Source organism: Salinivibrio sp. AR647, from assembly GCF_001995415.1.
Classification (GTDB): Bacteria; Pseudomonadota; Gammaproteobacteria; order Enterobacterales; family Vibrionaceae; genus Salinivibrio; species Salinivibrio costicola.
Genome location: NZ_MUFE01000003.1, coordinates 128,413 through 151,461 on the forward strand (window position 1 = coordinate 128,413; position 23,049 = coordinate 151,461).

A 23,049-nucleotide genomic window follows, 5' to 3' on the forward strand; every position below is an offset into this window, starting at 1 on the left:
GGAGTGGGGCTTGATAGTCTGGAGTATCGCCAACCAAAAGGGCGGTGTTGGTAAGACAACCACCACAGTGACATTAGCAGGATTGATTAGCGAGCGTAAGAAACGTGTCCTGCTGGTGGACACCGACCCGCACGCCTCACTATCGACGTATTTGAATTTTGATTCGGAGCAGCTTCCGGCAAGTTTGTTTGATTTATTCCAATTACAGACCGTGAATAAAGACACGGTCAAACCGATTATTTTAAAGACCCAGTATGAAAACATAGATTTGATCCCCGCTCATATGTCACTGGCAACGTTGGATCGTGTCATGGGTAACCGTGGTGGCATGGGGCTGGTACTAAAGAAGGCGTTGAGCGCACTCTCGGATGACTACGACTATGTATTAATTGATTGCCCGCCCATACTAGGTGTGATGATGGTTAATGCGTTAGCGGCGAGTCATCGAATTTTAATTCCTGTACAAACTGAATTTTTGGCCATGAAAGGGCTGGAGCGAATGATGCGGACGTTACAGATCATGCAAAAATCTCGTAGCTCCAACTTTAATCTCACCATCATTCCTACCATGTACGACAAGCGAACACGCGCCTCGTTAGAAACATTGCAAGAGTTAAAGATTCGCTACAGTGATCAAGTGTGGGCGTCAGCCGTTCCTATTGATACCAAGTTTCGAGATGCGAGCCTCAAACATATGCCAGCGTCTTTCTATGCCAAAAACTGCCGCGGTGTCTTTGCTTACAAAACGCTATTAACCTATTTGGAGCGACTGGAACAGGATGAACAAGCATAACACCCTCTCCAGTGGTCAGGCGCTCGATGACTATTTTGAAGCCCTACTGGATGACTTAGGTGACAGCTCGGAAAGCGATTCCCAATCCGTCACACCCGATTTGGGCGTGACACGGGTGTCGTCTGCCTCACTGATCGAGGATAATGATCCGACACAGCCGCGCTTGCAGCCCAAGCCACAACCTAGTGCAGCACCGCTGAAGCCCGATCCGGTTGCGTATGCCGAGCCAGAGCGCGATCTGGCAGAAGTTGAGCGTTTGTTAGCTCAGCTTAGAATTGATGAAGAAGCTGAAGTCGACGCGCAAGCGGAAACCTCAACGCAAACGGAGACTGAACGCGCCCAAGACACTGCGACTGAAACAACAGAACCCTTGGTTGAAGAAGCGTCTGAGTCAGTGGTAGACACTTACACCATGGCTGATTGGGGCCTACAAGAAAAAGACGCGATTACGGTAGACGAGTCTGTGCCTGAGGTAGAGACTGCATTCGAGACCGAGACCGAGACCGAGACCGAGACCGAGACCGAGACCGAGACCGAGACCGAGACCGAGACCGAGACGGACGAAGGTGTCTCCATCGAGTCCGAAGCAACGGTATCTACGTCCGACCAAGAAGAAGTGCGTGTTGATGAGGCGTTCAGGACGGAGCAAGCACAACAGGCGGACGTTGACGTCGAGGTTGACACTCAAGCCGGTGAAGAGATTCCTCCCACACAGTGGGAAAATGCTGAAACTGAAGCGGAGTTTCAGGTATTATTTTTTGAGAGTATGGGCGTTACCTATGCCGTGCCACTTGCAGAATTAGGTGGTATTCATCAACTCGGAGACTGTAATCGTTTGATCGGGCGACCAGATTGGTATCTAGGATTGCAGACAGAGAAGCAGCAACAGCTTGATGTCGTTGATACTGCTCGTTGGGTGATGCCAGAAAAACTGGCAGATAATCAGCACAGGGACGACTATAATTATATTGTGATACTGGGGGACAGTAAGTGGGGGTTGGCGTGTGATCAACTCCTAGGCACACAAGCTCTCAGTGGAAAAGCCATTCGCTGGCGAAAACAAGCCGGAAAAAGGCCTTGGCTAGCGGGCATGGTCAAAGAGAAAATGTGTGCTTTGATCCATGTCCCAGCATTTATTGCTATGTTAAATCAGGGGATTGACGCCAAAGCGATGGCGTAATAACTAGTTACACAGCGCGTAAAGAGGAAAATTAATGTCTCAGGTAGCTGAAATTCAAAAAGAAGGCGTCAATGACGAAGTATTGCAGTGGGTTACTTTTCAGCTTGAAGAAGAGACCTACGGCATCAACGTAATGCAGGTGCGTGAGGTATTACGGTATACCGAAATTGCACCGGTCCCTGGCGCCCCTGACTATGTATTGGGTATCATTAATCTGCGTGGTAACGTCGTGACAGTGATCGACACACGCTCTCGCTTTGGTTTAGCCTCTGCCGAGGTCACAGACAATACGCGTGTGATTGTTATTGAAGCAGAAACCCAAGTCATTGGTATTATGGTCGACAGCGTGGCCGAAGTGGTATATCTGAAAACATCAGAAATTGATACCACGCCGAGCGTCGGTACAGAAGAAAGCGCCAAGTTTATTCAAGGCGTAAGTAACCGTAATGGTGAACTACTTATCTTGGTCGATCTCAACAAGCTATTGACCGATGAAGAGTGGAATGAAATGGCCATGCTGTAATGGTTGAGCTGCTGCTTACTTGGTTGCCGGTCGTGGTGACGGTGGTGTTTGCCATCGTCACTTTGTGGCGCTTGGGCGCGGAAAAGCGCGCTCGGGAGCGATTAGAGAACAAGTTGCAGGCGATGGAAACCGTGCTAAAAAGTGCGCGTCAACGCCATGACAGTCTTGCTAAGCAGTTTAATGAATTGCGTGCCGGTAGTATGGGTATGGGTAAAAAGTTGGCGGATTTATCTGCCAATGTCGACGATCTACTGGAAAAGCACGTCGAGCTGGAGATGCACGATTCAGGTAGCCGCTTATATAGCCGTGCGAGCAAAATGGTCGACCTCGGTGCCGATGTGGATGAACTGATGCAAGAATGTGATCTCCCTAAAGCCGAGGCTGAGCTTTTACTGAGTTTACGTAAGCGTCAAGCGGCCAATCAGCAACGCTAGTCTTTATACCTGCGTATTGATTGGCTTATGCTCGTGCCAGCCTGGTGGGGTTTTTCCTTCCAACACCCACGCATAAGCAATCAACTCTGCTATCACTTGGTAAAGAATCGGCGGGATTTCATCCCCCTTTTCAAGCTTTTCTAGCCACGCGAGCAGGTGAGCATCTTCGTGAATTAGGCAGCCTTGTTCATTAAGTGCTTCAATGAGTTCATGCGCGAGTTGGTTAGACGCTTTGGCTTGAACCGTCGGCGCGTTATAACCATCATATCCAAGCGCGATAGCACGTTTTTCACCTTTCTTACCTTTGCCACCTTTCTCACTTTTCATCATTATACCCTCACTGAAATGCCGGCCCCTGGTGGCACTTCGGCTGTATTCGGTGTGACGGTTTCTACTTTATCACTAACATCGACCTTCATCGTAATGGCTTGCTGAGCGAGTCGGTCATTAAGCCAATCAATCGTTTGATAAATTCGCTGCTGGAGTGCGTGTGTCGGGGCGGTTAGCGTTATTTTATTCTCGACATCTGAGACGTCGACATCCGCACGAATAAATTGGCGGCCAACGGGAAGATAAAGTCGAATTTGCCAGCTTAGGTTTGGTGCCGACTCCGATGAATCTTGAGCCCCGCATCGACGCGCGTTTACCCGAATAGGGGGTTGCTGGGGGTCGGAAAAGGGCAGCACCCATTGCCACTCTCCCGGGCGAGCCGATTCAGCGACCCGCTGTTCGGCCATTAATCGCAATACGCCCTTCATACCGTCGCCTTCAGATTGTGGTGTCAGCCATTGGCGCAGTAACGTCGCCATTAATTTATCTGCGGGGCGTTGTGACAGCCATTCGGCGATTTTATCCGGGTTCAGGTCGTGTGAGCGACTCGGTAACGTCCACAATGATAGTAACGATTGCATCAGCGTTTGTGTCGCGGCAGGCTGTTGCTGGATAGTGGCGGTCAGCGCGGGCAATAGGTGTAACTGAGCCAGCACTCCGGAGAGAGAGGCCTGGGACTGACCGGTTAGCAACGTAAATTGCGCCTGCGTCAGTGCACGACTGTCTATCTGACGAGTCATTGGTCTTGCAAGCGCTGCTGGTTTTTCCACCCATTGTTGTGGATTCGTTGGCCCAATCTTCATGGTTTCTCACAATTATTTACGCGAGTCACACTTTGCAACCCTATGGTAACTAACAGTCATTTTGACCATTGTGATACTATGCGTCCACTTTTGTAACACAAAGCAGGATGCAACATTTGTCATGTTGGAAGTGAAACAGCTGTGCTGTGTTCGTGATGATCGAGTGTTGTTTGATGCGCTGACATTCTCTCTGTCTCCGGGTGATCTTGTTCAAGTTGAGGGACCAAACGGGGCAGGCAAAACCACGCTATTACGTATTATCGCGGGTCTAGGCTTAGCGGATAGCGGAGAGGTCTGTTGGCAGCAGCAGACGATTACCCAACAGCGCGACGTGTTTTATCGTAATCTTCTCTTTTTAGGGCATACCCCCGGGGTGAAACGCGAACTAACCGCCTTTGAGAATCTCTCTCATGCGATGCAAATGCATGGCAGCTATGACAGTGATGCGATTTGGCAAGCCTTGGCTAAAGTCGGCCTGGCTGGGCGCGAAGATATTCCCGCTGGACAGCTATCAGCGGGTCAAAATCGACGCGTAGCATTGGCGCGTTTGTGGCTTACCGACCGTCGATTGTGGATTCTCGATGAGCCGTTAACTGCGATTGATAAACAGGGCGTGAATGTGCTTGAAGCTGTGTTCGAGCGGCATGTGAACCAAGGTGGCATTGTATTGTTCACCACGCATCAAGATATGTTTGTCGACCACCCTTTGCTGCGTCGTATTCGTTTGGGGGCCCAATGATCCAAGCCATGTGGTTGACCATTCGCCGAGAGCTAAAAGTGGCCTTCCGTCAGCCTGCTGACAGTCTCAATCCATTATGGTTTTTCATTATCGTGATTACCTTATTTCCATTAGGGGTAGGGCCTGGCCCGCAATTACTGCAGAAAATTGCTCCTGGTGTGATCTGGGTCGCGGCCTTGCTCTCTGCATTATTATCCTTAGAGCGGCTTTTTCGCGACGATTATCTGGACGGCTCATTAGAGCAGATGATGCTGATGCCTGTCCCTTTACCTGTGTTAGTGATCGCCAAAGTGATTGCACACTGGTTGTTAACGGGGTTGCCTTTGCTGCTTGTGAGCCCGGTACTGGCGTTGTTGCTGTCATTAGATAGCACTAGTTACCAAGCGGTGGTCTTAACCTTGTTATTGGGGACTCCAACACTGAGTTTTGTTGGCGCTATTGGCGTGGCGCTAACCGTTGGGTTACGTAAAGGCGGCGTCTTGTTGAGCCTATTGATCCTCCCTCTTTATATCCCTGTACTGATTTTTGCGACCTCAGCGATTGATATGGCCGCATTAGGGGCAGACATCAGTGGGCAACTGGCTATTCTTGGCGCCATGTTGGTGGGATCGGTCACCTTGGCGCCATTTGCTATCGCCGCCGCGTTGCGTGTGAGCGTGAATTAATTATTAATCAGGAAGTAGAGCAATTGTCATGTGGAAGTGGCTTCACCCTTACGCAAAACCTGAAGTGAGTTATCGGCTCTGTGGGACTTTGCTCCCTTGGTTTGCCGTGCTGGCTGGGCTGAGCTTAATGATCGGAAATATATGGGGGCTGGCGTTCGCGCCCGCAGATTATCAACAAGGCGATAGTTTTCGCATTATCTATATCCACGTGCCGGCCGCAATCTGGTCGATGGGTGCATATATGTCAATGGCGATAGCCGCTTTTATCGGTCGAGTCTGGCAGATTAAAATGGCCGATTGGGCTGTGGGTGCCATTGCGCCTGTCGGGGCCGTTTTTACCTTTATAGCGTTGGTGACCGGCGCAATTTGGGGTAAGCCGATGTGGGGCGCCTGGTGGGTCTGGGATGCCCGACTCACGTCTGAGTTGATTTTGCTGTTCCTTTATATCGGTGTGATGGCGCTTTACAACGCGTTCGACGATGCGCGTACCGCCTCACAAGCCGCCGGTATTTTAGCCATGGTCGGCGTGATTAATCTTCCTATTATTCACTTCTCGGTAGAGTGGTGGAACACCTTACATCAAGGCGCCACCATCACTAAGTTCGCTCGGCCGTCTATCGATCCTGGCATGCTATGGCCGCTATTGGTTTGCCTGCTGGGTTTCGCTTGTTTTTTTATCGCCCTGACCTTGATGGGGCTGCGTAATCAAATTTTGTTACGTGAGTCTCATCGACCGTGGGTCCGTGCGCTGGCGGAGGACCACTAATGCATTTTGATAGTATCAGTGCGTTTTTATCCATGGGGGGCTATGCCGCCTATGTGTGGAGTGCGTTTGGTATCACCGCGGGTGCGATGATTGCGCTGATTATCGGTTATCACCGTACTCACAACAAACGCCTGCAAGCCGTTAAACAACAAATCGCACGAGAGCAGCGAATAAAAGACGCTCAATCACTGGAGAACACCTTATGACGCCCCGACGTAAGAAACGATTGTGGATTACCCTTGCTTTGGTTCTTGGCGCCTCGACCACGATTGGGCTCGTTGTTTACGCCTTGAATCAGAATATGGACTTGTTCTATACCCCCACTGAAATCGTGCAAGGCAAACCCGATGGGACCAAGCCAACAGTCGGTCAGCGTCTTCGTATCGGCGGTATGGTGGTAGAAGGCTCGGTGAAACGCGATCAGGAGTCTTTGCAAATTCAGTTTGATGTCGCCGATGTAGGCCCTGCCGTCACTGTGACCTATGAGGGGATCTTGCCGGACTTATTTCGAGAAGGACAAGGCATTGTCGCGCAAGGGGTACTTGTTGATTCGCGTACGGTGAAAGCGAGTGAAGTACTGGCTAAGCACGATGAAGAATATATGCCGCCAGAAATCGCGGAGGCGATGGAGAAAAACCATCAGCCACTTGAATACACCGAGGAGCAAAAACAAGGTAGTCAGTTATGATTGTTGAGCTCGGGCATTATGCGTTAATCCTCGCCCTGGGGCTGGCGCTACTTTTAAGTTTTTATCCCCTCTATGGGGCGAGTAAAGGGCATGAAGGCATGATGAAAATGGCACGACCACTGTCTGTGGGAATGTTTGCCATGTTGCTGTTTTCTTTTATCGCCTTGAGTTGGGCCTTTTACACCAATGACTTTACGGTAGCTTATGTCGCCAGTAACTCCAACAGTGCACTGCCTTGGTACTATCGCCTCACTGCGGTATGGGGCGCTCACGAGGGCTCATTATTACTTTGGGTGTTGGTGCAAGCACTGTGGACGGTAGCGGTGGCTGTGTTTAGTCGCGGCATGCCGCTGTCCTCTGTCGCGCGCGTTTTAGCCGTCATGGGGATGATTTCGGTTGGCTTTTTACTCTTTATTATTCTAACGTCCAATCCCTTTGATCGCACCTTACCTTACTTTCCTGTCGACGGGCGTGATTTAAACCCATTGCTGCAAGACCCAGGACTTATTGTCCACCCACCGATTTTGTATATGGGTTATGTGGGCTTCTCGGTTGCGTTTGCTTTTGCGATTGGCTCATTGTTGGCCGGTCGCTTAGATACCGCCTGGGCGCGTTGGTCACGACCTTGGACTACGGCCGCTTGGCTATTTCTTACCCTTGGGATCGCACTTGGCTCCTGGTGGGCGTATTACGAACTGGGCTGGGGAGGCTGGTGGTTTTGGGATCCGGTCGAAAACGCGTCGTTTATGCCGTGGCTTGCTGGGACGGCATTAATGCACTCGCTGGCAGTGACCGAAAAACGGGGCACCTTTAAAGCCTGGACCGTATTATTGGCGATATCCGCATTCTCATTAAGCTTGTTAGGTACTTTCCTAGTGCGCTCAGGCGTCTTGGTCTCGGTACATTCTTTTGCGTCCGACCCGGCGCGAGGGCTATTTATTCTTGGCTTCTTGGTGGTGGTGATTGGTGGTTCATTGTTGCTCTATGCGTTGCGCGCCTCAGAAATTCGAGGGAACACCAAGGTGTCGCTCATTTCACGCGAGAACGCTTTGTTGGTTAACAATACCTTGTTGATGACCGCGTTGGTGATAGTCTTAATCGGCACCTTGCTTCCCTTGGTGCACAAACAAATTGGGTTAGGATCGGTCTCCATTGGCGAACCTTTCTTTAACTTTTTGTTTGCATGGCTAATGCTGCCTTTTGCCTTTTTCTTAGGGATTGGTCCCTTAATCCGTTGGAAGCGCGATAAGCTTTCCACCCTCGCCAAACCCATGCTCGCAAGCGGGATCGCGGCGGTCGCTTTGGGGATTGGGTCCATTGCCTTATTGGCTGATAGCTTTAAAGCGATGGCGGCCATGGGGGTCACCATGGCGCTGTGGATTACCTTCTTGCATGGCTATGAGCTGCATTTACGCGCCACGCATCGGCATCCATTCCGTGTCGGGATCAAAAAGTTAGGGCGCAGTCATTGGGCGATGGTGCTGGGACACATTGGCTTAGCCATTACCATTATCGGTGTGGCCATGGTGGAAAATTATGATATTGAACGTGACGTTAAAATGGCGCCAGGAAGCAGTGTCACGCTGCAAGGGTATACCTTTAACTTCACTGACTTGTCGGAAAAACAAGGACCGAACTATCAAGGCTATGTAGCCTCTTTTGATGTGTACCACGGCGATCGCTTTATCAATCACTTAGAAGCAGAAAAGCGTTTTTATTCGGTTCAGCGTTCGATGATGACAGAAGCAACCATCGATCGCGGGTTAACTCGAGATCTCTACATTGCCATGGGTGAAGAATTGCCGGATGGCGCTTGGGCGATGCGGCTTTATTACAAACCTTTTGTCCGTTGGATCTGGTTTGGTGCCATCGTGATGGCACTCGGCGGCGCGTTAGCGATCAGTGATAAGCGCTACCGCTTTCGTCGTAAATCGATCTCATCAACTGCGACATCGGAGGCGAAAGGATGAAGAAGTTACTGTGGTTTCTCCCGTTACTCGCCTTTGTTGCTCTCGCTGGCTTTTTTGTCGCCCAGCTCGATAAAAATGCGCAAGGAGACGATCCYACCAAGCTTGAATCGGTATTAGTGGGCAAGCCGGTGCCCGCTTTTCATCTCGAAGATTTGCAAACGCCAGGCAAGGTGTATGACCAGGCTATTTTTAATGGTGAGCCTTTACTGTTAAACGTATGGGCGACTTGGTGCCCTACCTGTTATGCCGAGCATCAGTTTCTCAATAAACTGGCGTCGCAAGGGGTCAAAATCATTGGACTCAACTACAAAGATGATCGCGGCAAAGCGGTAAAATGGCTGAATAATCTTGGCAATCCTTACCAGATCAGTCTGTACGATGGCGATGGCATGCTAGGGCTTGATTTAGGGGTATATGGCGCGCCAGAAACCTTTTTGATCGATGCCAACGGTATCATTCAATACCGGCACGTGGGGGATGTTAACGCACGTAATTGGCAAGAAACCTTAAAGCCTAAATTTGACGCATTGCAGGAGGAGGGATCGTGAAAAAAGTGATCATGATTATCCTATTGTGGGCCGGTGCGACCTTAGCATTTGCCAATGCGATTGATGTCTATCAGTTTGATTCAGCCAAACAAGAGGCGCGTTTTCGCGCCCTCACCAGTGAGTTGCGGTGTCCTAAATGTCAGAACAATAGCATTGCTGATTCCAATGCCGAATTGGCGCAAGACTTACGGCAAAAAGTCCATCAAATGCTGCAGCAAGGGCGTACTGACGATGAAATTCGCAGCTTTATGATTGCACGCTATGGCAATTTTGTGACCTATAATCCGCCATTGACTGCCTCCACCATAGTTTTATGGCTTGCGCCTGCACTGGTCATGTTCACTGGGCTTGGGTTGATGGTTGTGCGCAGTCGCCGAGCCAAGCAAACGCTGAATGAGGCGTTCAGTGACGAAGAACAACAACGGCTTGATGCGTTATTAGCTTCAGAAAAAGCGACCGACGCAGAGCCTAAAGTATCCGCTGAGCATGGATCAACCGAACAGAAAAAGGAGCCAAAATGATTGAGTTTTGGGGCGCCACCTTGGTGTTTTTTGTACTTGGCGCGGTGATGTTTCTCTGGCCCCTTTGGCAAAAAAGCGAACACGACCATCAAGCCAGCCGGGATGCACTTAACAAAGCCTTTTATTATGACCGGGTTGAAGAAATCCAGTCTGAGGGTGCCGAAGGGCTGATTGATAATGAGCAGGACCTAACGCAGGATTTGCAACAATCCTTGTTGGACGATATCCCTGAAAAAGAAAAAGCCAAGCAGGCTCGTCATTTGCGCTTAACGCCAATGCAATGGGTGCCGGGGCTTATTGTGCTTGCGATAGTGAGTTTTGGGTTATATGGCATTGAAGGGAGTGCGAATCAGGTTGCGCAGTGGCAGCAAACCGCCAAACAGTTGCCCGAGCTATCAAAGCGGTTACTCGAGGGCGAGAAGCCATTAACTCAGCAAGAGATGCAAGATCTTACCTTGGCGTTGCGGACCCGCTTGCAGCACGAGCCGCAAGACAGCACCGGTTGGTTGTTGCTCGGACGCATTGGCTTGGCCAATCGGGATGGCGAAACCGCCAAAGGGGCGATGGAAAAAGCTTATGCCTTGGCACCCTCGCAATCCGATATTCAAGTGGGGTTGGCGCAAGCCTTGCTGTTTGCAGGTGATGAGGCAGACAGTGCCCGAGCGCAGAATTTATTAAAAGCTGTGGTGAAAAAAGATCCCTTTAATCTACAGGCGATGTCGTTACTGGCCTACCAGGCGTTCGAGCAAGGCCGTTATCAAGATGCCATCGCGACTTGGAATGCGATGAAAACCTTGATTGGCAAAGACGATCCGCGTAACCAAACCCTTGATCAGTCGATTGCCCGTGCCCAGCTAGCCCTCAACAGTGCCGCAGGAGCCAAGATAGCGATCACGGTGAAACTGGGGGAGCAGGTTGAATTACCCGAGGATGGCGTGCTGATCATTTCCGCGCATGCATCGGCTGAGGCAGCGATGCCGATTGCCGCTAAGCGTCTCCCACTGTCTAAGTTTCCGGTTTCACTGGCCTTGGCTGATAGCGATAGTTTGAACCCGGTGCAGGCACTTTCCTCGCTTGATAGCGTGGTGATCAAAGCGCGTATTGACCGAGATGGCAATGTCGCGACTAAGCAAGGCGACTGGGTGGGTGTCAGTGATCCGGTGGTCTTAAGCGAAGGGGTTGAACTGGTTATCGACAAACAGCAGTAACCAAGACAAAATAGACAGATTGTTACTAAGGCTGGGCATTCCCAGCCTTTCATTTTATAGAGGAATCCCATTTGATGTGGAAACGTCTGTGTTTAATGGCGCTTATATTAGGTCTTGTCGCAGGGTGTGCGTCACGCCCACCGGGTGCCGAGCCGCACCCCGATGATCCATTAGAAGGATTTAACCGTGCGATGTGGACGGTAAATTACGATTACCTTGATCCCTATGTTGCGCGTCCGGTTTCGATCGCCTACGTCGATTATGTGCCGAGCCCAATGCGCACCGGGATTTCCAATTTTTTGGGTAACCTAGAAGAGCCAGCCAGTTTTTTAAATAGCGTGCTGATGCTAGAGGGCGAAAAAGCGGTCACCCATTTTAATCGCTTTTGGATTAACACCTTGTTTGGCTTGGGTGGCTTAATTGATATCGCCTCTGCAGCCGATATTCAGCAATACGACCAACGTGAGTTTGGCGATGCGATGGGGCACTATGATGTCGGTACGGGCGCCTATATTATGCTGCCGGGTTATGGTCCTACGTCGGTCAGAGAAGGTGCCGGTGAAGTGGTCGATGGCTTATATCCGCCACTGGCATTACTGACGTTGCCGCAGTCGGCGTTAAAGTGGATGTTTGATGGCATGGAATCACGAGCGGCCTTGGTATCGCAAGAATCACAGCTGGACAACTCGCCAGACCCTTATGCGTTTGCGCGTGAGGCTTATCTACAAAATCGTCGCTATCGTGCCAAAGGGGACGAGGCGTTAGAGCAACAACCGGCCTTGAATGATGAGTTTCTCGATGACTTTATCGATGATATCGACGCTGCACCGTAAGTTAACGTGAACTCGTTGAGGACAAGCGTGATCAAAAAACACCACGGCGACACCGTGGTGTTTTTATTTAATCACTCGCATCGACTGGCGAGCGTTTATTGGTCTAGCACTTAAAAACGATAGCTGGCCTGCACGCCGACTAACCACACATTACCGGTGGTCTCACCCTCAAAGTCACCACCGAACGCAGAACCGCCTTTATCCGACGTGATCCCGTCACGCGGCTCTTTTACCGAGGCATCTTTGGCAAAGACATAGGTAAAGGCCGCGTCTAGGGTGAGCTGTGGCGTCATCTCATAGCCAGCACCCAGGCTTAACCAGGTACGATCGGTTTCTGGGATGGTCAAGGTACGGTTTTGATCACTGACTGCCGAGGTGTCATAGGCAATGCCTGAGCGCAGTGTTAGCTGTTGATCCCACTGATACGTGGTGCCGATCGCAAAGCGGTAGTTATCTTCCCAGTTTTCGACTTTGACCATTTGTGGGTCACTAGACAGCGATGGAATATCTGCCTCTAACTTGTCAAAGCTGCTCCATTCGGTCCAGTTGATGCTGGTGTGTAACGCCCACTGCTCAGTCAGCTGATGCAGGGATGATAGCTCGGCGGTGGCGGGGAGAGTCAGATCCATACTGCCTGAATAGTGGTTGCCACTTAAATAGTCTGTTCCAGCAACTTGCTCTTTTTTAATTGCTACTAGGTTGTAATTTAGTCCTTCTGCATGCCCATCCAGCGTGAGGTTCACTTCGGAGCGATAGTTAACGCCAATGCGGTGCTTGTCATTGATGTCGTACACGGCACCGAGCTGCCACCCCCAAGCACGGTCATCGCCCTCCATGTATTTTAGAGTGCTATGTGCAGGAACTGTTCTACCAGCAAGTGGGCCTGCTTGGGGAGGGAGTTGAGAGTCTCTACTGCTTTTCGCCCCAATACTGCCTTCCCCCAGCACATAACGGATACCAGCGCCAATACGCAACTGGTCGGTGGCTTTCCAGGCAAGGTTTGGGTTGATTTCAAAAGTAGTGACTGCCGCTTCGTTACCAAACTGGGTGCCGGTAAAGTCGTTGCCTAAATCGGTTTCCATGCCAAAGTTGGTGGCCAGCGCGATGCCCGCGGTCAAGCGGTCGTCGAGTTGATGCGAAAAGTAAAAGTTAGGGATCACGGCATCATGAGCGACATCATCGGTTGATGTCGTAGTCTTTTTACCAGTTAAAGTATTTGTATTCGTGCCATCAATATCGACATTGGGATTGACGTAGATGCCACCGGCTGATACTTGCGTATCAGCAAGGTAGCTTAATAGTGCAGGGTTGCGAAATTGCGCACTGGCGTTATCGGCCATTGCGGCTTCACCGGCAAAGGCACGGCCAAGGCCGGTTGCTGAGGTTTCTGCTAACTGAAAACCCGCGCTGTGGGCGGTGGTGGAAAGCGAGCCGAGTGCGGTGGCAACGGCGAGATAAACGATCTTATTATTTTTCATCTGCTTACTTGTTCGCGGTTTAAAGGGAGGCCTAGAGTAAAAGCTCGTGCGCGCAAATCAATTTAGCGCTGCCAAAATGGATTAAAATAAAATAATAATTTGTAATTTTTTATTTTTTAGTTGAATAATCTAATAAATTGATGGGATTCGCATCAGGTGAAAGGAAACTCAGCGAACAGCTGTAACGAAAGAGAGGGGAGTTAGCGGGTTGGCTAACGTCGATGATGGGAATCGTCGCTAAAAACAGGCACCTGGTTGTCCAGGAGCCTGTCTGTTAACAGCGTAAGCTGTCGCTGATTAATCCGCAGCTTGATACTAGATTGCAGTGGGCGTGAGTTGTTGCTGTAGCTGCTCAGCCAGTGGAGCGGCCTGGCCGCTGGTCTTGCCCACCACAATGACATTGGCCGATTGTACCGGCAGGCTGACCGAGTGCATTGTGCCATCGCTTTTCTCGGCTGGCGCTTGGCTGGCCGATGGCACCACAAACACCGTATAGGTCTGCCCGCTGGCTCGCATCACCATATGCAGTGCGTGTTGGCCACCAAAGCTGCAATGATTAATATAGGTGATCTCGCCTGGCAACTTACTGAAGGCTTTTCCAAAAGGTTGCAATTTGGCGTTCACTTGCTCAACCGTCGCGGCTTCGTTGATGCCCGCAATAAATGTCTGTTCATGATAGTAGTGATCCAGTGCAGTACGATTTAGATCCGGCGTCGTAATGCCCCAATTTAACTGGCCGAGTGTCAGTCCAAACACAAACGCAATGGATGCTGCCATAGCAAGGTACCCGCGAGTTCGGCGCTGGGGTTGCTCGGTATCGTTGGTTTGTGAAAATAGAATTTTATCGGCTAAGTCCTCAGGCACATCAACGCGAAGCGCTTGGTCTATTTTGCTATCGAGATTGGCGACATCCTCGGCATAGCGTTGATGACGGGGAGAGGCCGCCTTCGATGCCTGTAGCTCGGGATCAGACGGGTCGGCCAAAAGACGGCGTCGAAATTCAAGATCGTCCATACTGTTGCCCTCCTGCCGTTGGATTATCAAGCGCTTCTTTGAGTTGTGCACGGGCCCTAAATAAGCGTGTCATCACGGTGTTTTTATTTAAATCTAACAGTTGCGCAATTTCCTCACCGCTAAAGCCGACAATCACTTGGAGCACCAATGGTTCGCGATATTCCGGGGCGAGGGCGGCAATTTGTCGATGTAACCAGCGCTGCTCCATTGAAGCTTCTTGGCTGGGACGGGTTTTATCTTCCCATTCTCCGTCTTGTATATCGATATGATCGTGCTGTTTGCGCTCAAAACGTCGTGCGTTTTCTCGGCGCAAAATAGTGATCAACCAGGCTTTCGCTGCCTTCTCGTCGTGCAAACTGTCCAAGGATCGCCAGGCACGCAGGCACGTCTCTTGAACTAAGTCTTCGGCGATATGTGGATCTTTGGCCAACCAATAGGCATACCGGTAGAGATCACGGTGCCAAGCGCGTACCAATGCCTCGTAGCGGGCTTGTCGAGTCATGCAGGATGAACCTTTTTTATCGATGCGTCCGTCTATAGACCGAGTGATTTGTCATTTAATTTCAGCTTAGGTGAAAAATCGGCACAAGTTTGATCTGTTTCAATATTGAATCCCTGCAAATCGGTAAAGTTAACCCTGTCGTTATCGGCCATGTGTCGACACTCGTGAGGTTGAGTGAACGGCGTTTCCTTTTTGAATGATATGACTTTCTGTTCGGATCTGGGTGCGGGAAAAGCACTGCACACTTCCCAGATTATCGTTTTGCTTTCCAATCTTTTTTGGGGCTCACGCTAGCGTGTAGCCCCTTTTTTTTATGCCGTAGTTTCTTTTCAATCTGCTGTTATTAAATCACTCTCGGTACAGGGTACACGGAACTGTGCGCTTGTTGGCAATCTTACCAATCAATTAAAACGGGTGTTTTAAGCTAGTAACAATTTGGTTACAATCCTGGTCAGACCTGTAGAACATCCTAAGGAGCAGTGATGACGTCTCAGCAACATCTTAAAACCGGCAATGGTGATCGTATTGCCATTGTGTCTGGGCTGCGTACGCCATTTGCGCGCCAATCAACCGCTTTCACTGATGTGCCAGCGGTTGATTTGGGCAAAATGGTGGTACAAGAACTGCTGAACCGCAGCAGTATTTCCCCAAAAGACATTGATCAAGTGGTGTTTGGGCAGGTAGTGCAAATGCCTGAAGCCCCCAACATTGCGCGAGAAATTGTATTGGGTACGGGGATGGACATTCACACCGATGCCTACAGTGTCACCCGTGCCTGTGCGACTAGCTTTCAAGCCGTTGCCAATGTGGCAGAAAGCATGATTGCAGGCAATATCCAAGTGGGAATTGCCGGGGGCGCGGATTCGTCATCGGTCTTGCCGATTGGCGTAAGCAAAAAGCTCGCCCGTACCTTGTTAGATTTAAGCAAAGCGAAAACCATGAGTCAGCGCTTAAAGCTGCTCAGTAAGCTATCGGTTAAAGATTTAGCCCCTGTACCACCGGCCGTCGCCGAATACTCAACCGGCCTCAGCATGGGGCAGACCGCTGAACAAATGGCGAAGTCACATCAAATTTCACGAGGCGATCAAGACGCACTCGCGCTTCGCTCTCATCAGCTTGCCAGTAAAGCGTGGGATGAAGGCTTGCTTAGTGATGAAGTCATGACGGCGTACCCTGAACCATACAAAGCGTGGATTGGACAAGATAATAACTTGCGTCCCCATTCCACCCTGGAAGATTATGCCAAATTACGCCCTGCATTTGACCGTAAACATGGCTCTGTGACCGCGGCAAACAGTACGCCGCTCACTGATGGTGCGGCGGCAGTATTAATGATGCCAGAAAGCCGTGCTAAAGCGCTTGGACTCGAGGTCTTAGGTTATATACGCTCCTACGCGTTTTCGGCGATTGGCGTACAAAAAGATATGTTGATGGGCCCTTCGTATGCGACCCCGATGGCGTTAGACCGCGCGGGGATCACGTTGGCGGATCTCACCTTAATTGATATGCACGAAGCGTTTGCCGCGCAAACCCTATCGAATGTGAAAATGTTTGCCTCTGATACCTTTGCCCGTGAGCACCTCAATCGTGATCGCGCCATTGGTGAAATTGATATGGACAAATTCAACGTGCTGGGGGGCTCGCTTGCTTACGGCCACCCCTTTGCCGCTACAGGCGCGCGCATGATCACTCAAACACTGCGTGAGCTGAAACGTCGTGGTGGAGGATTAGCGCTTAATACCGCGTGTGCGGCCGGTGGGCTAGGTGCTGCAATGATCTTGGAGGCAGAATAATGACAACCGATAATACGCAAGCCTTTACGCTAACGATTGCTGATAATCACATTGCTTGGCTGACCATTGATGTGCCTGGCGAGAGCATGAACACCTTGCAAGCGAGTTTTGTCGAGGGCGTTTCAGCGGTGCTGGATCAACTCGAGGGCAATAAATCGGTTACAGGACTGGTGATTCACTCTGGCAAACCGGACAATTTTGTCGCAGGCGCTGACGTGCGCATGCTAGAGGCGTGTGAAAGTGCCGAACAAGCGAGTGAGATAGCGGGACAAGGACAAGCCTTATTCTCACGCATTGAAAAACTGCCTTTTCATGTGGTGGCTGCGATTCATGGTCCTTGTTTAGGCGGTGGGTTAGAGTTAGCTCTTGCCTGTCACAGTCGGGTTGCTACTGATTGGGATAAAACGCGACTGGGCTTGCCGGAGGTGCAACTTGGTCTGCTTCCCGGATCGGGCGGTACGCAGCGTTTACCGCGCTTAATAGGCGTCCCCGATGCATTGGACATGATGCTAACCGGTAAGCAGCTTCGGGCGAAGAAAGCGAAAAAACTCGGCGTGATTGATGATTGTGTTCCGAATACGGTTCTACTTGATGTCGCCGAAGCGTTGGCGCAAAAGTCCAAGCCGAAACGGAGCCGGACATGGCAAAGCTGGATGTTAAGCGGAAATTCGGTAGGGCGTAACCTCGTCTTTGATCAAGCGGGTAAAAAAGCGCGTGCCAAAACGCGGGGTAATTATCCGGCAGCGGATGCTATCTTAGCGGTGGTCAAAAAAGGCCTGGATAAAGGACTAAAAACAGGTTTCGCGGAAGAAGCTCGACAGTTTGGCGAGCTGGTGATGACGCCTGAATCAAAGTCATTACGCAGTCTCTTCTTTGCAACGACCGCGATGAAAAAAGAAAATGGCGCGGACGCCGAGCCAGGTCAGGTTGAACGAGTCGGTGTTCTCGGTGGTGGCTTGATGGGGGCGGGCATCGCCCATGTCTCCGTTGCCAAAGCCGGTTACCCCGTGCGAGTGAAAGATGTCAGTGAAGACGGCATTTTAAACGCGCTTCGCTACAGTTACGCGTTGCTCAACAAAAAGCGGAAGCGTAAACAAATCAGCAAGGCTGAGTTGCAAGCGACCATGATGCAACTGTCTGGTGACACACAAGCCACGACCTTGTCGAATGCCGACGTGGTGGTTGAAGCGGTGTTTGAAGATTTATCGCTAAAACACCGCATGGTGCAAGAGATGGAGTCGATAACAAGCAAAGACGCTATTTTTGCCACCAATACCTCTTCATTGCCTATCCACCAAATTGCCGAAGGCAGCCAGCGGCCAGAGAAGGTTGTTGGCTTGCATTACTTCAGCCCGGTGGAAAAAATGCCTTTAGTCGAGGTAATTCCACACCAAGGGACCAGTGATAAGACGATATCTACCGCGGTCGAGCTTGCTCGCAAACAGGGGAAAACACCGATTGTGGTGGGGGATAGCGCTGGATTCTATGTGAACCGGATTCTTGCCCCGTATATGAACGAGGCGGCGCGTGTGTTATTGGCTGGCGAAACGATTGAGCATATCGATAATGCGTTGCTCGACTTTGGTTTCCCAGTCGGTCCTATTACGTTGCTTGACGAAGTGGGGATTGATATTGGGGCTAAAATTGCGCCAATTCTCACCCAGGAGCTGGGTAAGCGCTTTGAAGCGCCAGATGTCTTTGATGTGCTGTTAAATGATGACCGTAAAGGGCGTAAAACCGGTAAAGGCTTTTATCGCTACGATGCCAGTAAAAAAGGCAGTAAAGGTAAGCAGGTTGATAAAAAGATCTATAGCTTATTGAATATTAAACTCAATGCGAGTTTATCTGGTCATGAAGTGGCTCAGCGTTGTGCGCTGATGATGCTGAATGAGGCGGCACGTTGCCTCGACGAGGGCGTCATTCGCTCGGCACGAGATGGCGATATTGGTGCAATCTTTGGCATTGGCTTCCCGCCATTTTTGGGCGGACCGTTCCGCTACATGGATCATATTGGTATCGAACGTGTGGTGAGCTTGCTCCAAGCGCATCAAAATCGTTACGGTGAACGGTTTGCGCCTTGTGAACGCCTGTTGGCAATGGCGAAAGAAGGCGATGTCTTCTATCCCGATACCGAATAAGCGCGTCGCTTAAAAAAGAGCGAGCGCCAAGCAAAAAAACAGGGCCACAAAGCGCGGCCCTGTTTTTTTATATTTTAACGGTAGGTTAGTCTTCACTGCGCCGACATCGTGCGCGGAAAGCCTCAATATCGGTAATCGGGTAAGCGCCGTCTAAGGTGGCATCGTCTTGGTGGTCAATGCCACAGCTGTGCATCACTAGTCTATCGGCGGTTCTTGGTTTTAAGGTATTGACCACAAAGCGTACCATATCAGCGCGTGTGAGCTCAGCCATGGCGTCGGCCACTTGCTCGCGACGTTGATAGTGATAATCTTTGTTGCCAATACTGATCCAGTAACGTTGCGCACGCGCGCGTAAATTATTATCTGGCTCTCGCACCTGGGCGAGTAGGCTCTGTTTGCTGCTCTGCCAACGCGATTCGCTCATCTCCAAGAGCACCATAAAAAACGCATTCAAAAAATCGTCAATCGCTCCCATTAATAACTCAGGGCCTGCCAACGGCGATTGCACGTAAAAAATCAATCCAGGGTGACGATTGAGGGGTAAATTGTTCGCGCCAACCATATAACCAAGTTGTTGTTTAGTCCGTAATTCGTTAAAAAAAGCGGACGACATGAGATGGTTCGCGAGGGTATAGGTCGCCACCGCCTCCGGGTCGGTAGATGCGCTTTGATAATACACCAAGAGCGCGGACTCTGCGTGTCCAAGAGTGCGCTCATAACTCACGGTGCCAACACCGTCGAGCAAGGTCAGCGGTCGCACCGATTCTTGATAGACTTGCCCTTCTACGCGTAGCGCATCTTTCACGGTGTTGGCCAGTGCTTGCGTATGGTTAAGGTACCAATTGCCATAGACAAACATATCGACATGGAGGGTGGCGAGCATGGCCTCGACAAACTCAGGTAGATCGCGTAATGTCACCGTCTCTAATGCACTTAAAAGGGCATGATATGGTGGGTTATTGGGTTGCAATAAGCCGGTCATACTGTTGTACAGCTGACTGAGTGGTTTATTTTTCTCGGCATTTTCCCAGCTTCGTTTCAGCTGCGCTTTGATCGTTTCAAAGCGTTCGGGATTAAAACTGCGCTGAGAAAATCGTTGTAAAATCAGCTTGAGTAATAAAGGTTGCTTATCGTTAAAGCCACTGAGGGTTAAGGTCACGCCGCCTTGGTGCGCATACAAATTGTAATTCATGCCCGCAATTTCGGCCTGATACGCTTGCTCATTCAGTGCTTCTAATAACATCTCAACGCTAAGCCGGGTCATGACAATATTTTTAACCGTCGCGACCGCATGTGGGCTATCAATGGCAATATAGACATGCCCTTTCGGCACGCGGAAGTGTGGCTCTTGGCCATGCCAGAGACGAAAGCCTGGCAACGTCTCGATTAAGTGCGGGGTGTCACTTTGATCGGGCTCAACGGGGAGCGGGTGCAGTGCATCGGCAATGTAGGGGTTTGGATCCGGTAGGGCGAGCGCTGGCGATATCGAGTCTGTTTTCCATTGTGCGATTTGCTTAGCAGAAAACCGTTTGATGGAATAAGGCGTTTGATACCATTCTGCTTGCTGATCATGGCTAAAGCCTTTTGCCACCAGCATCACTCGAACGTTATCGACGCTCATATGCTGCAACATGGTTTGAATTTGAGTGTGATCGAAGCCGGCCATCATATAATCCCCATACAAGAGATCGGCCGGGGCGTAATGGTGCATATTCATCACTAACTGACTCACGGTATCAATAGGGCGAAGTGCGTCTTGATAGTGAAAAGCTAACTCTTGCACTTGCCGCTTTTCCTGATAGCGCCAAGCTTGGACACCGTTCTGTCGAATCAATGCGATCGCTTCAAAAACATGGGTGATGATATCGTCGATGTGGCTTAAGCCCAATTCGGTGAGCGCAAAGCCAAGTGTAAACTCGCGAAAGTCTCGCCCACTGATCCCACCGCCTGCTGAGAGTGTGTTGATATAGCCTTTATTTTTTAATAAAGACATCAGGCTACCCGGGCCTTCATAACCGAGCAGATGGGCAATGTAAGATAAAGGCTTGGTACGATATTGATCAGGACTTTCTGGCACGGAGAAGGCAAGGGTGAGTTTGCGCACCTCTTTAAGCGGCGCAATGGTGACCCATTGATGGCGCTCGGCCTTGGTCACTAGCGGTGCGTCAACGGTAAGCACGGGATAATCATGATTAGCAATCGCGGCAAAATATTGCTGGGCCAGCGCCTCAAGATCATCGAGCGATTGTGGTCCGGTGAGCGCAACCGTCATCAAATTCGCGCTGTAATTGGCGTGATAAAATGCGATCAAATCATCGCGCACTGATTGATCCGGACGGTCAGCCAATGTTTCTACACTACCGACGGAGAATTTGGCGAACGGATGCTGAGGATTAATGGTTTCTTTGTGAACTTGATAGATACGTCGCACATCATCATTGAGCTTCATGCGATATTCAGCGTCAACTGATTGACGTTCTTTATCCACGGCATCTGCGTCGAAACGCGGTGAAATAAAGAAAGCGCTGAAGCGATCTAAGGCGGGGGCGAACTGATTGGGACGAATATCGAAAAAGAAGGTGGTATTTTCTGTCCCCGTCCAGGCGTTGTTATGGCCACCATGTTGGCTGATAAATCGCTGAAAATCGCCAATCACTGGGTAAGACTCAGTGCCTAAAAATAGCATGTGCTCGAGAAAGTGAGCGAGCCCTTGTCGGTCTACCGGATCATGAAAGTGTCCCACATTGACCGACAAGGCCGCGGCGCTGCGATGCGCCTGTGGATCGTTGATCAGTAAAACACGCAATGCATTAGGCAGCGTGATATAACGGTAGTGTTTGTTGTCGTTTGGGCTGACGTACACAAGCAACTCACTTTTAAAGTAAATAAGTTAAGGTTAAGTATGACTACCACTGACCAGAGTCGCAAACCACTTATTTGGTCTTTGGTGTTTTACCTTGGTAGCATGCAGCAAATCTCAGTATAGAAGTGTGGGTATTAACGCGATGAAATTGATCATAATGCGTCATGGCGAAGCACAAGCTTTCGCGGCCAGTGATAGTGAACGCGGATTGACCGCGCATGGCGAGCAACAAAGCCAACAAATGGCAACCTGGCTCCAGCAGCAGCTTAACGGGCAGGCCATTGATAAAGTACTCGTCAGTCCGTATTTACGCGCGCAACAGACATGGCAAGCATGTGCGCCTCTATTGCCTGCCGCTGGCGAAGTACTCACTGAAGAGGGTATTACGCCGTATGGAAACAGCGATCAGGTCCATACGTATCTAAGCGCAATGATAGAGGTAGATAATCCCGGTGTGATTTTGTTGATCTCTCATTTGCCGCTGGTTGGCTACTTGACCAATGAATGGGTAAAAGAGGGCCAACCGCCAATGTTTGCCACCTCGGCAATAGCGATCATTGACGTTGACACAGCGACGCAACAGGCGTCACTGGCTACCCTGATGTCGCCACGTCAGCTCGGACGCTAACGCTCAGGCACTTCGATTAATACCAAAAGGGCAGCATCGCCACCAAACTCGCGTGGCGCTTGATGAAACGCCATCACGCTGGGATGCTGGGCGAGCCAGAGGGGGATTTTTTCTTTGAGGATGCCTTTACCAATACCGTGCATCACGCTGGCACAGCCGGTCCCCTCTTTGACGCACTCGGCGAGCATCGCCCCGAGCTCTCTCTTTGCCTCGGTTTGGGTCATGCCATGTAAATCTAAATAGATATCGGGCACATAGACGCCACGACGAAGCCGTTTGACTTCGTACTTTGAGACGTCTTGCCGCGCATAGTGCATGGGCCCTGACTCCGTTAAAAGTGGCTCAAACTGATCGGAGAAATAAAAGGCATGGTCGCTACTTTGCCGCTCAAACTGGCGTTGTTTACGTGGTTTGCTCATCTGGCGTTGTGGCGGGTTTATGGTATCCTGCTCCAACTTTTTTGCGCCTTTGACGGCATCACGGAATAGCGCTAACTCCTCTTCCGTCATCGATGGTTTTTTGCTCATAAAAAAACTGTCTCCGAGGTAATAGGCTCATTGTACAATCAGCCAGCTCAAAATGCTGCTTATTGTACTGACCTGGCGTCAAAGGGCGACCCCAAATTGCATGAA

At 50.4% G+C, this 23,049-nt stretch carries 24 protein-coding genes; 17 read left to right on the forward strand and 7 right to left on the reverse strand.

What is annotated here, in order from left to right; all coding sequences use genetic code 11:
• Positions 1-10 precede the first annotated feature (10 nt).
• From BZG76_RS04565 to BZG76_RS04580, 4 genes are read left to right on the forward strand one after another with little or no spacing between them, the layout of a single operon-like run.
• The gene (locus BZG76_RS04565) at positions 11-793 is read left to right on the forward strand and encodes a ParA family protein (protein ID WP_077460316.1); all 783 of its coding nucleotides are present in this window, start codon (positions 11-13) and stop codon (positions 791-793) included.
• Positions 780-1,973: a chemotaxis protein CheW gene (locus BZG76_RS04570; RefSeq protein ID WP_077460317.1), complete on the forward strand. Its 1,194-nt coding sequence runs from the start codon at positions 780-782 to the stop codon at positions 1,971-1,973. Before BZG76_RS04565 ends, BZG76_RS04570 begins: the two co-directional genes overlap by 14 nt.
• Positions 1,974-2,007: 34 nt before the next feature.
• Positions 2,008-2,496, forward strand: a complete 489-nt coding sequence (locus tag BZG76_RS04575; protein WP_021023081.1) for a chemotaxis protein CheW — start codon at positions 2,008-2,010, stop codon at positions 2,494-2,496.
• Positions 2,496-2,930, forward strand: coding sequence for a DUF2802 domain-containing protein (locus tag BZG76_RS04580; RefSeq protein ID WP_021023082.1), 435 nt, complete (start codon positions 2,496-2,498; stop codon positions 2,928-2,930). Before BZG76_RS04575 ends, BZG76_RS04580 begins: the two co-directional genes overlap by 1 nt.
• A gap of 3 nt (positions 2,931-2,933) precedes the next feature.
• Here BZG76_RS04580 and BZG76_RS04585 read toward each other — a convergent pair whose 3' ends face one another.
• Together BZG76_RS04585 and BZG76_RS04590 are read right to left on the reverse strand one after the other, a co-directional pair.
• On the reverse strand, positions 2,934-3,260 hold the full coding sequence (locus tag BZG76_RS04585) for an EscU/YscU/HrcU family type III secretion system export apparatus switch protein (RefSeq protein ID WP_021023083.1): 327 nt from the start codon (positions 3,258-3,260) through the stop codon (positions 2,934-2,936).
• Complete coding sequence (locus tag BZG76_RS04590; RefSeq protein WP_077460318.1) at positions 3,260-4,063, reverse strand: hypothetical protein; 804 nt, start codon at positions 4,061-4,063, stop codon at positions 3,260-3,262. Before BZG76_RS04590 ends, BZG76_RS04585 begins: the two co-directional genes overlap by 1 nt.
• A gap of 121 nt (positions 4,064-4,184) precedes the next feature.
• Between BZG76_RS04590 and ccmA the strand changes: the two genes are divergently transcribed.
• The 10 genes from ccmA (at position 4,185) to BZG76_RS04640 (ending at position 12,001) form a co-directional block, all read left to right on the forward strand.
• Positions 4,185-4,802: a cytochrome c biogenesis heme-transporting ATPase CcmA gene (gene ccmA, locus BZG76_RS04595; RefSeq protein WP_077460319.1), complete on the forward strand. Its 618-nt coding sequence runs from the start codon at positions 4,185-4,187 to the stop codon at positions 4,800-4,802.
• Positions 4,799-5,467, forward strand: a complete 669-nt coding sequence (ccmB, locus tag BZG76_RS04600; protein ID WP_077460320.1) for a heme exporter protein CcmB — start codon at positions 4,799-4,801, stop codon at positions 5,465-5,467. The genes ccmA and ccmB overlap by 4 nt, the downstream gene beginning before the upstream one ends.
• A 28-nt stretch (positions 5,468-5,495) precedes the next feature.
• Positions 5,496-6,233 (forward strand): heme ABC transporter permease, encoded by a 738-nt coding sequence (locus BZG76_RS04605; RefSeq protein ID WP_077460321.1) that lies wholly within the window; start codon positions 5,496-5,498, stop codon positions 6,231-6,233.
• Positions 6,233-6,439, forward strand: coding sequence for a heme exporter protein CcmD (ccmD, locus tag BZG76_RS04610; RefSeq protein ID WP_021023088.1), 207 nt, complete (start codon positions 6,233-6,235; stop codon positions 6,437-6,439). The genes BZG76_RS04605 and ccmD overlap by 1 nt, the downstream gene beginning before the upstream one ends.
• Entirely contained in the window at positions 6,436-6,921 is a 486-nt protein-coding gene (gene ccmE, locus BZG76_RS04615) for a cytochrome c maturation protein CcmE (protein ID WP_021023089.1), read from the forward strand. Before ccmD ends, ccmE begins: the two co-directional genes overlap by 4 nt.
• Positions 6,918-8,891 (forward strand): heme lyase CcmF/NrfE family subunit, encoded by a 1,974-nt coding sequence (locus BZG76_RS04620; protein WP_077460322.1) that lies wholly within the window; start codon positions 6,918-6,920, stop codon positions 8,889-8,891. The genes ccmE and BZG76_RS04620 overlap by 4 nt, the downstream gene beginning before the upstream one ends.
• Entirely contained in the window at positions 8,888-9,439 is a 552-nt protein-coding gene (locus BZG76_RS04625) for a DsbE family thiol:disulfide interchange protein (RefSeq protein ID WP_077460323.1), read from the forward strand. The genes BZG76_RS04620 and BZG76_RS04625 overlap by 4 nt, the downstream gene beginning before the upstream one ends.
• Positions 9,436-9,960, forward strand: a complete 525-nt coding sequence (locus tag BZG76_RS04630; protein WP_077460324.1) for a cytochrome c-type biogenesis protein — start codon at positions 9,436-9,438, stop codon at positions 9,958-9,960. Before BZG76_RS04625 ends, BZG76_RS04630 begins: the two co-directional genes overlap by 4 nt.
• A complete protein-coding gene (gene ccmI, locus BZG76_RS04635; RefSeq protein WP_077460325.1) occupies positions 9,957-11,168 on the forward strand; it encodes a c-type cytochrome biogenesis protein CcmI in 1,212 nt (403 codons plus the stop codon). The genes BZG76_RS04630 and ccmI overlap by 4 nt, the downstream gene beginning before the upstream one ends.
• A 74-nt stretch (positions 11,169-11,242) precedes the next feature.
• Positions 11,243-12,001 carry an MlaA family lipoprotein gene (locus tag BZG76_RS04640; RefSeq protein ID WP_021023094.1) on the forward strand — a complete coding sequence of 253 codons (759 nt, stop codon included), beginning with the start codon at positions 11,243-11,245 and terminating at the stop codon, positions 11,999-12,001.
• A gap of 110 nt (positions 12,002-12,111) precedes the next feature.
• On the opposite strand, the gene BZG76_RS04645 is transcribed toward BZG76_RS04640, so the two are convergent.
• The 3 genes from BZG76_RS04645 to BZG76_RS04655 all read right to left on the reverse strand — a co-directional run bounded on the left by BZG76_RS04645 (position 12,112) and on the right by BZG76_RS04655 (position 14,995).
• The gene (locus tag BZG76_RS04645) at positions 12,112-13,479 is read right to left on the reverse strand and encodes an outer membrane protein transport protein (protein ID WP_077460326.1); all 1,368 of its coding nucleotides are present in this window, start codon (positions 13,477-13,479) and stop codon (positions 12,112-12,114) included.
• Between the two features lie 315 nt (positions 13,480-13,794).
• On the reverse strand, positions 13,795-14,493 hold the full coding sequence (locus tag BZG76_RS04650; protein WP_077460327.1) for a DUF3379 family protein: 699 nt from the start codon (positions 14,491-14,493) through the stop codon (positions 13,795-13,797).
• Positions 14,480-14,995 (reverse strand): sigma-70 family RNA polymerase sigma factor, encoded by a 516-nt coding sequence (locus tag BZG76_RS04655; RefSeq protein ID WP_077460328.1) that lies wholly within the window; start codon positions 14,993-14,995, stop codon positions 14,480-14,482. Before BZG76_RS04655 ends, BZG76_RS04650 begins: the two co-directional genes overlap by 14 nt.
• 482 nt (positions 14,996-15,477) lie before the next feature.
• Between BZG76_RS04655 and fadI the strand changes: the two genes are divergently transcribed.
• Together fadI and fadJ are read left to right on the forward strand one after the other, a co-directional pair.
• Positions 15,478-16,788 (forward strand): acetyl-CoA C-acyltransferase FadI, encoded by a 1,311-nt coding sequence (fadI, locus tag BZG76_RS04660; protein WP_077460329.1) that lies wholly within the window; start codon positions 15,478-15,480, stop codon positions 16,786-16,788.
• Positions 16,788-18,926 carry a fatty acid oxidation complex subunit alpha FadJ gene (fadJ, locus tag BZG76_RS04665; RefSeq protein ID WP_077460330.1) on the forward strand — a complete coding sequence of 713 codons (2,139 nt, stop codon included), beginning with the start codon at positions 16,788-16,790 and terminating at the stop codon, positions 18,924-18,926. Before fadI ends, fadJ begins: the two co-directional genes overlap by 1 nt.
• Positions 18,927-19,011: 85 nt before the next feature.
• Here fadJ and BZG76_RS04670 read toward each other — a convergent pair whose 3' ends face one another.
• Positions 19,012-21,789: an insulinase family protein gene (locus BZG76_RS04670; RefSeq protein WP_198532297.1), complete on the reverse strand. Its 2,778-nt coding sequence runs from the start codon at positions 21,787-21,789 to the stop codon at positions 19,012-19,014.
• 142 nt (positions 21,790-21,931) lie between these two features.
• Between BZG76_RS04670 and sixA the strand changes: the two genes are divergently transcribed.
• A complete protein-coding gene (gene sixA, locus BZG76_RS04675) occupies positions 21,932-22,417 on the forward strand; it encodes a phosphohistidine phosphatase SixA (protein WP_077460481.1) in 486 nt (161 codons plus the stop codon).
• Here the strand turns inward: sixA and smrB are convergent.
• Positions 22,414-22,944 (reverse strand): endonuclease SmrB, encoded by a 531-nt coding sequence (gene smrB / locus BZG76_RS04680; RefSeq protein WP_021023101.1) that lies wholly within the window; start codon positions 22,942-22,944, stop codon positions 22,414-22,416. The genes sixA and smrB overlap by 4 nt on opposite strands.
• Positions 22,945-23,049: the final 105 nt, after the last annotated feature.

Excerpts from the sequence above, each read along its gene's own strand:
- BZG76_RS04570 (WP_077460317.1), top strand. The coding sequence starts at position 780 with ATGAACAAGCATAACACCCTCTCCAGTGGTCAGGCGCTCGATGACTAT.
- BZG76_RS04575 (WP_021023081.1), top strand. The coding sequence starts at position 2,008 with ATGTCTCAGGTAGCTGAAATTCAAAAAGAAGGCGTCAATGACGAAGTA.
- BZG76_RS04580 (WP_021023082.1), top strand. The coding sequence starts at position 2,496 with ATGGTTGAGCTGCTGCTTACTTGGTTGCCGGTCGTGGTGACGGTGGTG.
- BZG76_RS04585 (WP_021023083.1), bottom strand. The coding sequence starts at position 3,260 with ATGATGAAAAGTGAGAAAGGTGGCAAAGGTAAGAAAGGTGAAAAACGT.
- BZG76_RS04590 (WP_077460318.1), bottom strand. The coding sequence starts at position 4,063 with ATGAAGATTGGGCCAACGAATCCACAACAATGGGTGGAAAAACCAGCA.
- ccmA (WP_077460319.1), top strand. The coding sequence starts at position 4,185 with ATGTTGGAAGTGAAACAGCTGTGCTGTGTTCGTGATGATCGAGTGTTG.
- ccmB (WP_077460320.1), top strand. The coding sequence starts at position 4,799 with ATGATCCAAGCCATGTGGTTGACCATTCGCCGAGAGCTAAAAGTGGCC.
- BZG76_RS04605 (WP_077460321.1), top strand. The coding sequence starts at position 5,496 with ATGTGGAAGTGGCTTCACCCTTACGCAAAACCTGAAGTGAGTTATCGG.
- ccmD (WP_021023088.1), top strand. The coding sequence starts at position 6,233 with ATGCATTTTGATAGTATCAGTGCGTTTTTATCCATGGGGGGCTATGCC.
- ccmE (WP_021023089.1), top strand. The coding sequence starts at position 6,436 with ATGACGCCCCGACGTAAGAAACGATTGTGGATTACCCTTGCTTTGGTT.
- BZG76_RS04620 (WP_077460322.1), top strand. The coding sequence starts at position 6,918 with ATGATTGTTGAGCTCGGGCATTATGCGTTAATCCTCGCCCTGGGGCTG.
- ccmI (WP_077460325.1), top strand. The coding sequence starts at position 9,957 with ATGATTGAGTTTTGGGGCGCCACCTTGGTGTTTTTTGTACTTGGCGCG.
- BZG76_RS04640 (WP_021023094.1), top strand. The coding sequence starts at position 11,243 with ATGTGGAAACGTCTGTGTTTAATGGCGCTTATATTAGGTCTTGTCGCA.
- BZG76_RS04645 (WP_077460326.1), bottom strand. The coding sequence starts at position 13,479 with ATGAAAAATAATAAGATCGTTTATCTCGCCGTTGCCACCGCACTCGGC.
- BZG76_RS04650 (WP_077460327.1), bottom strand. The coding sequence starts at position 14,493 with ATGGACGATCTTGAATTTCGACGCCGTCTTTTGGCCGACCCGTCTGAT.
- BZG76_RS04655 (WP_077460328.1), bottom strand. The coding sequence starts at position 14,995 with ATGACTCGACAAGCCCGCTACGAGGCATTGGTACGCGCTTGGCACCGT.
- fadI (WP_077460329.1), top strand. The coding sequence starts at position 15,478 with ATGACGTCTCAGCAACATCTTAAAACCGGCAATGGTGATCGTATTGCC.
- fadJ (WP_077460330.1), top strand. The coding sequence starts at position 16,788 with ATGACAACCGATAATACGCAAGCCTTTACGCTAACGATTGCTGATAAT.
- sixA (WP_077460481.1), top strand. The coding sequence starts at position 21,932 with ATGAAATTGATCATAATGCGTCATGGCGAAGCACAAGCTTTCGCGGCC.
- smrB (WP_021023101.1), bottom strand. The coding sequence starts at position 22,944 with ATGAGCAAAAAACCATCGATGACGGAAGAGGAGTTAGCGCTATTCCGT.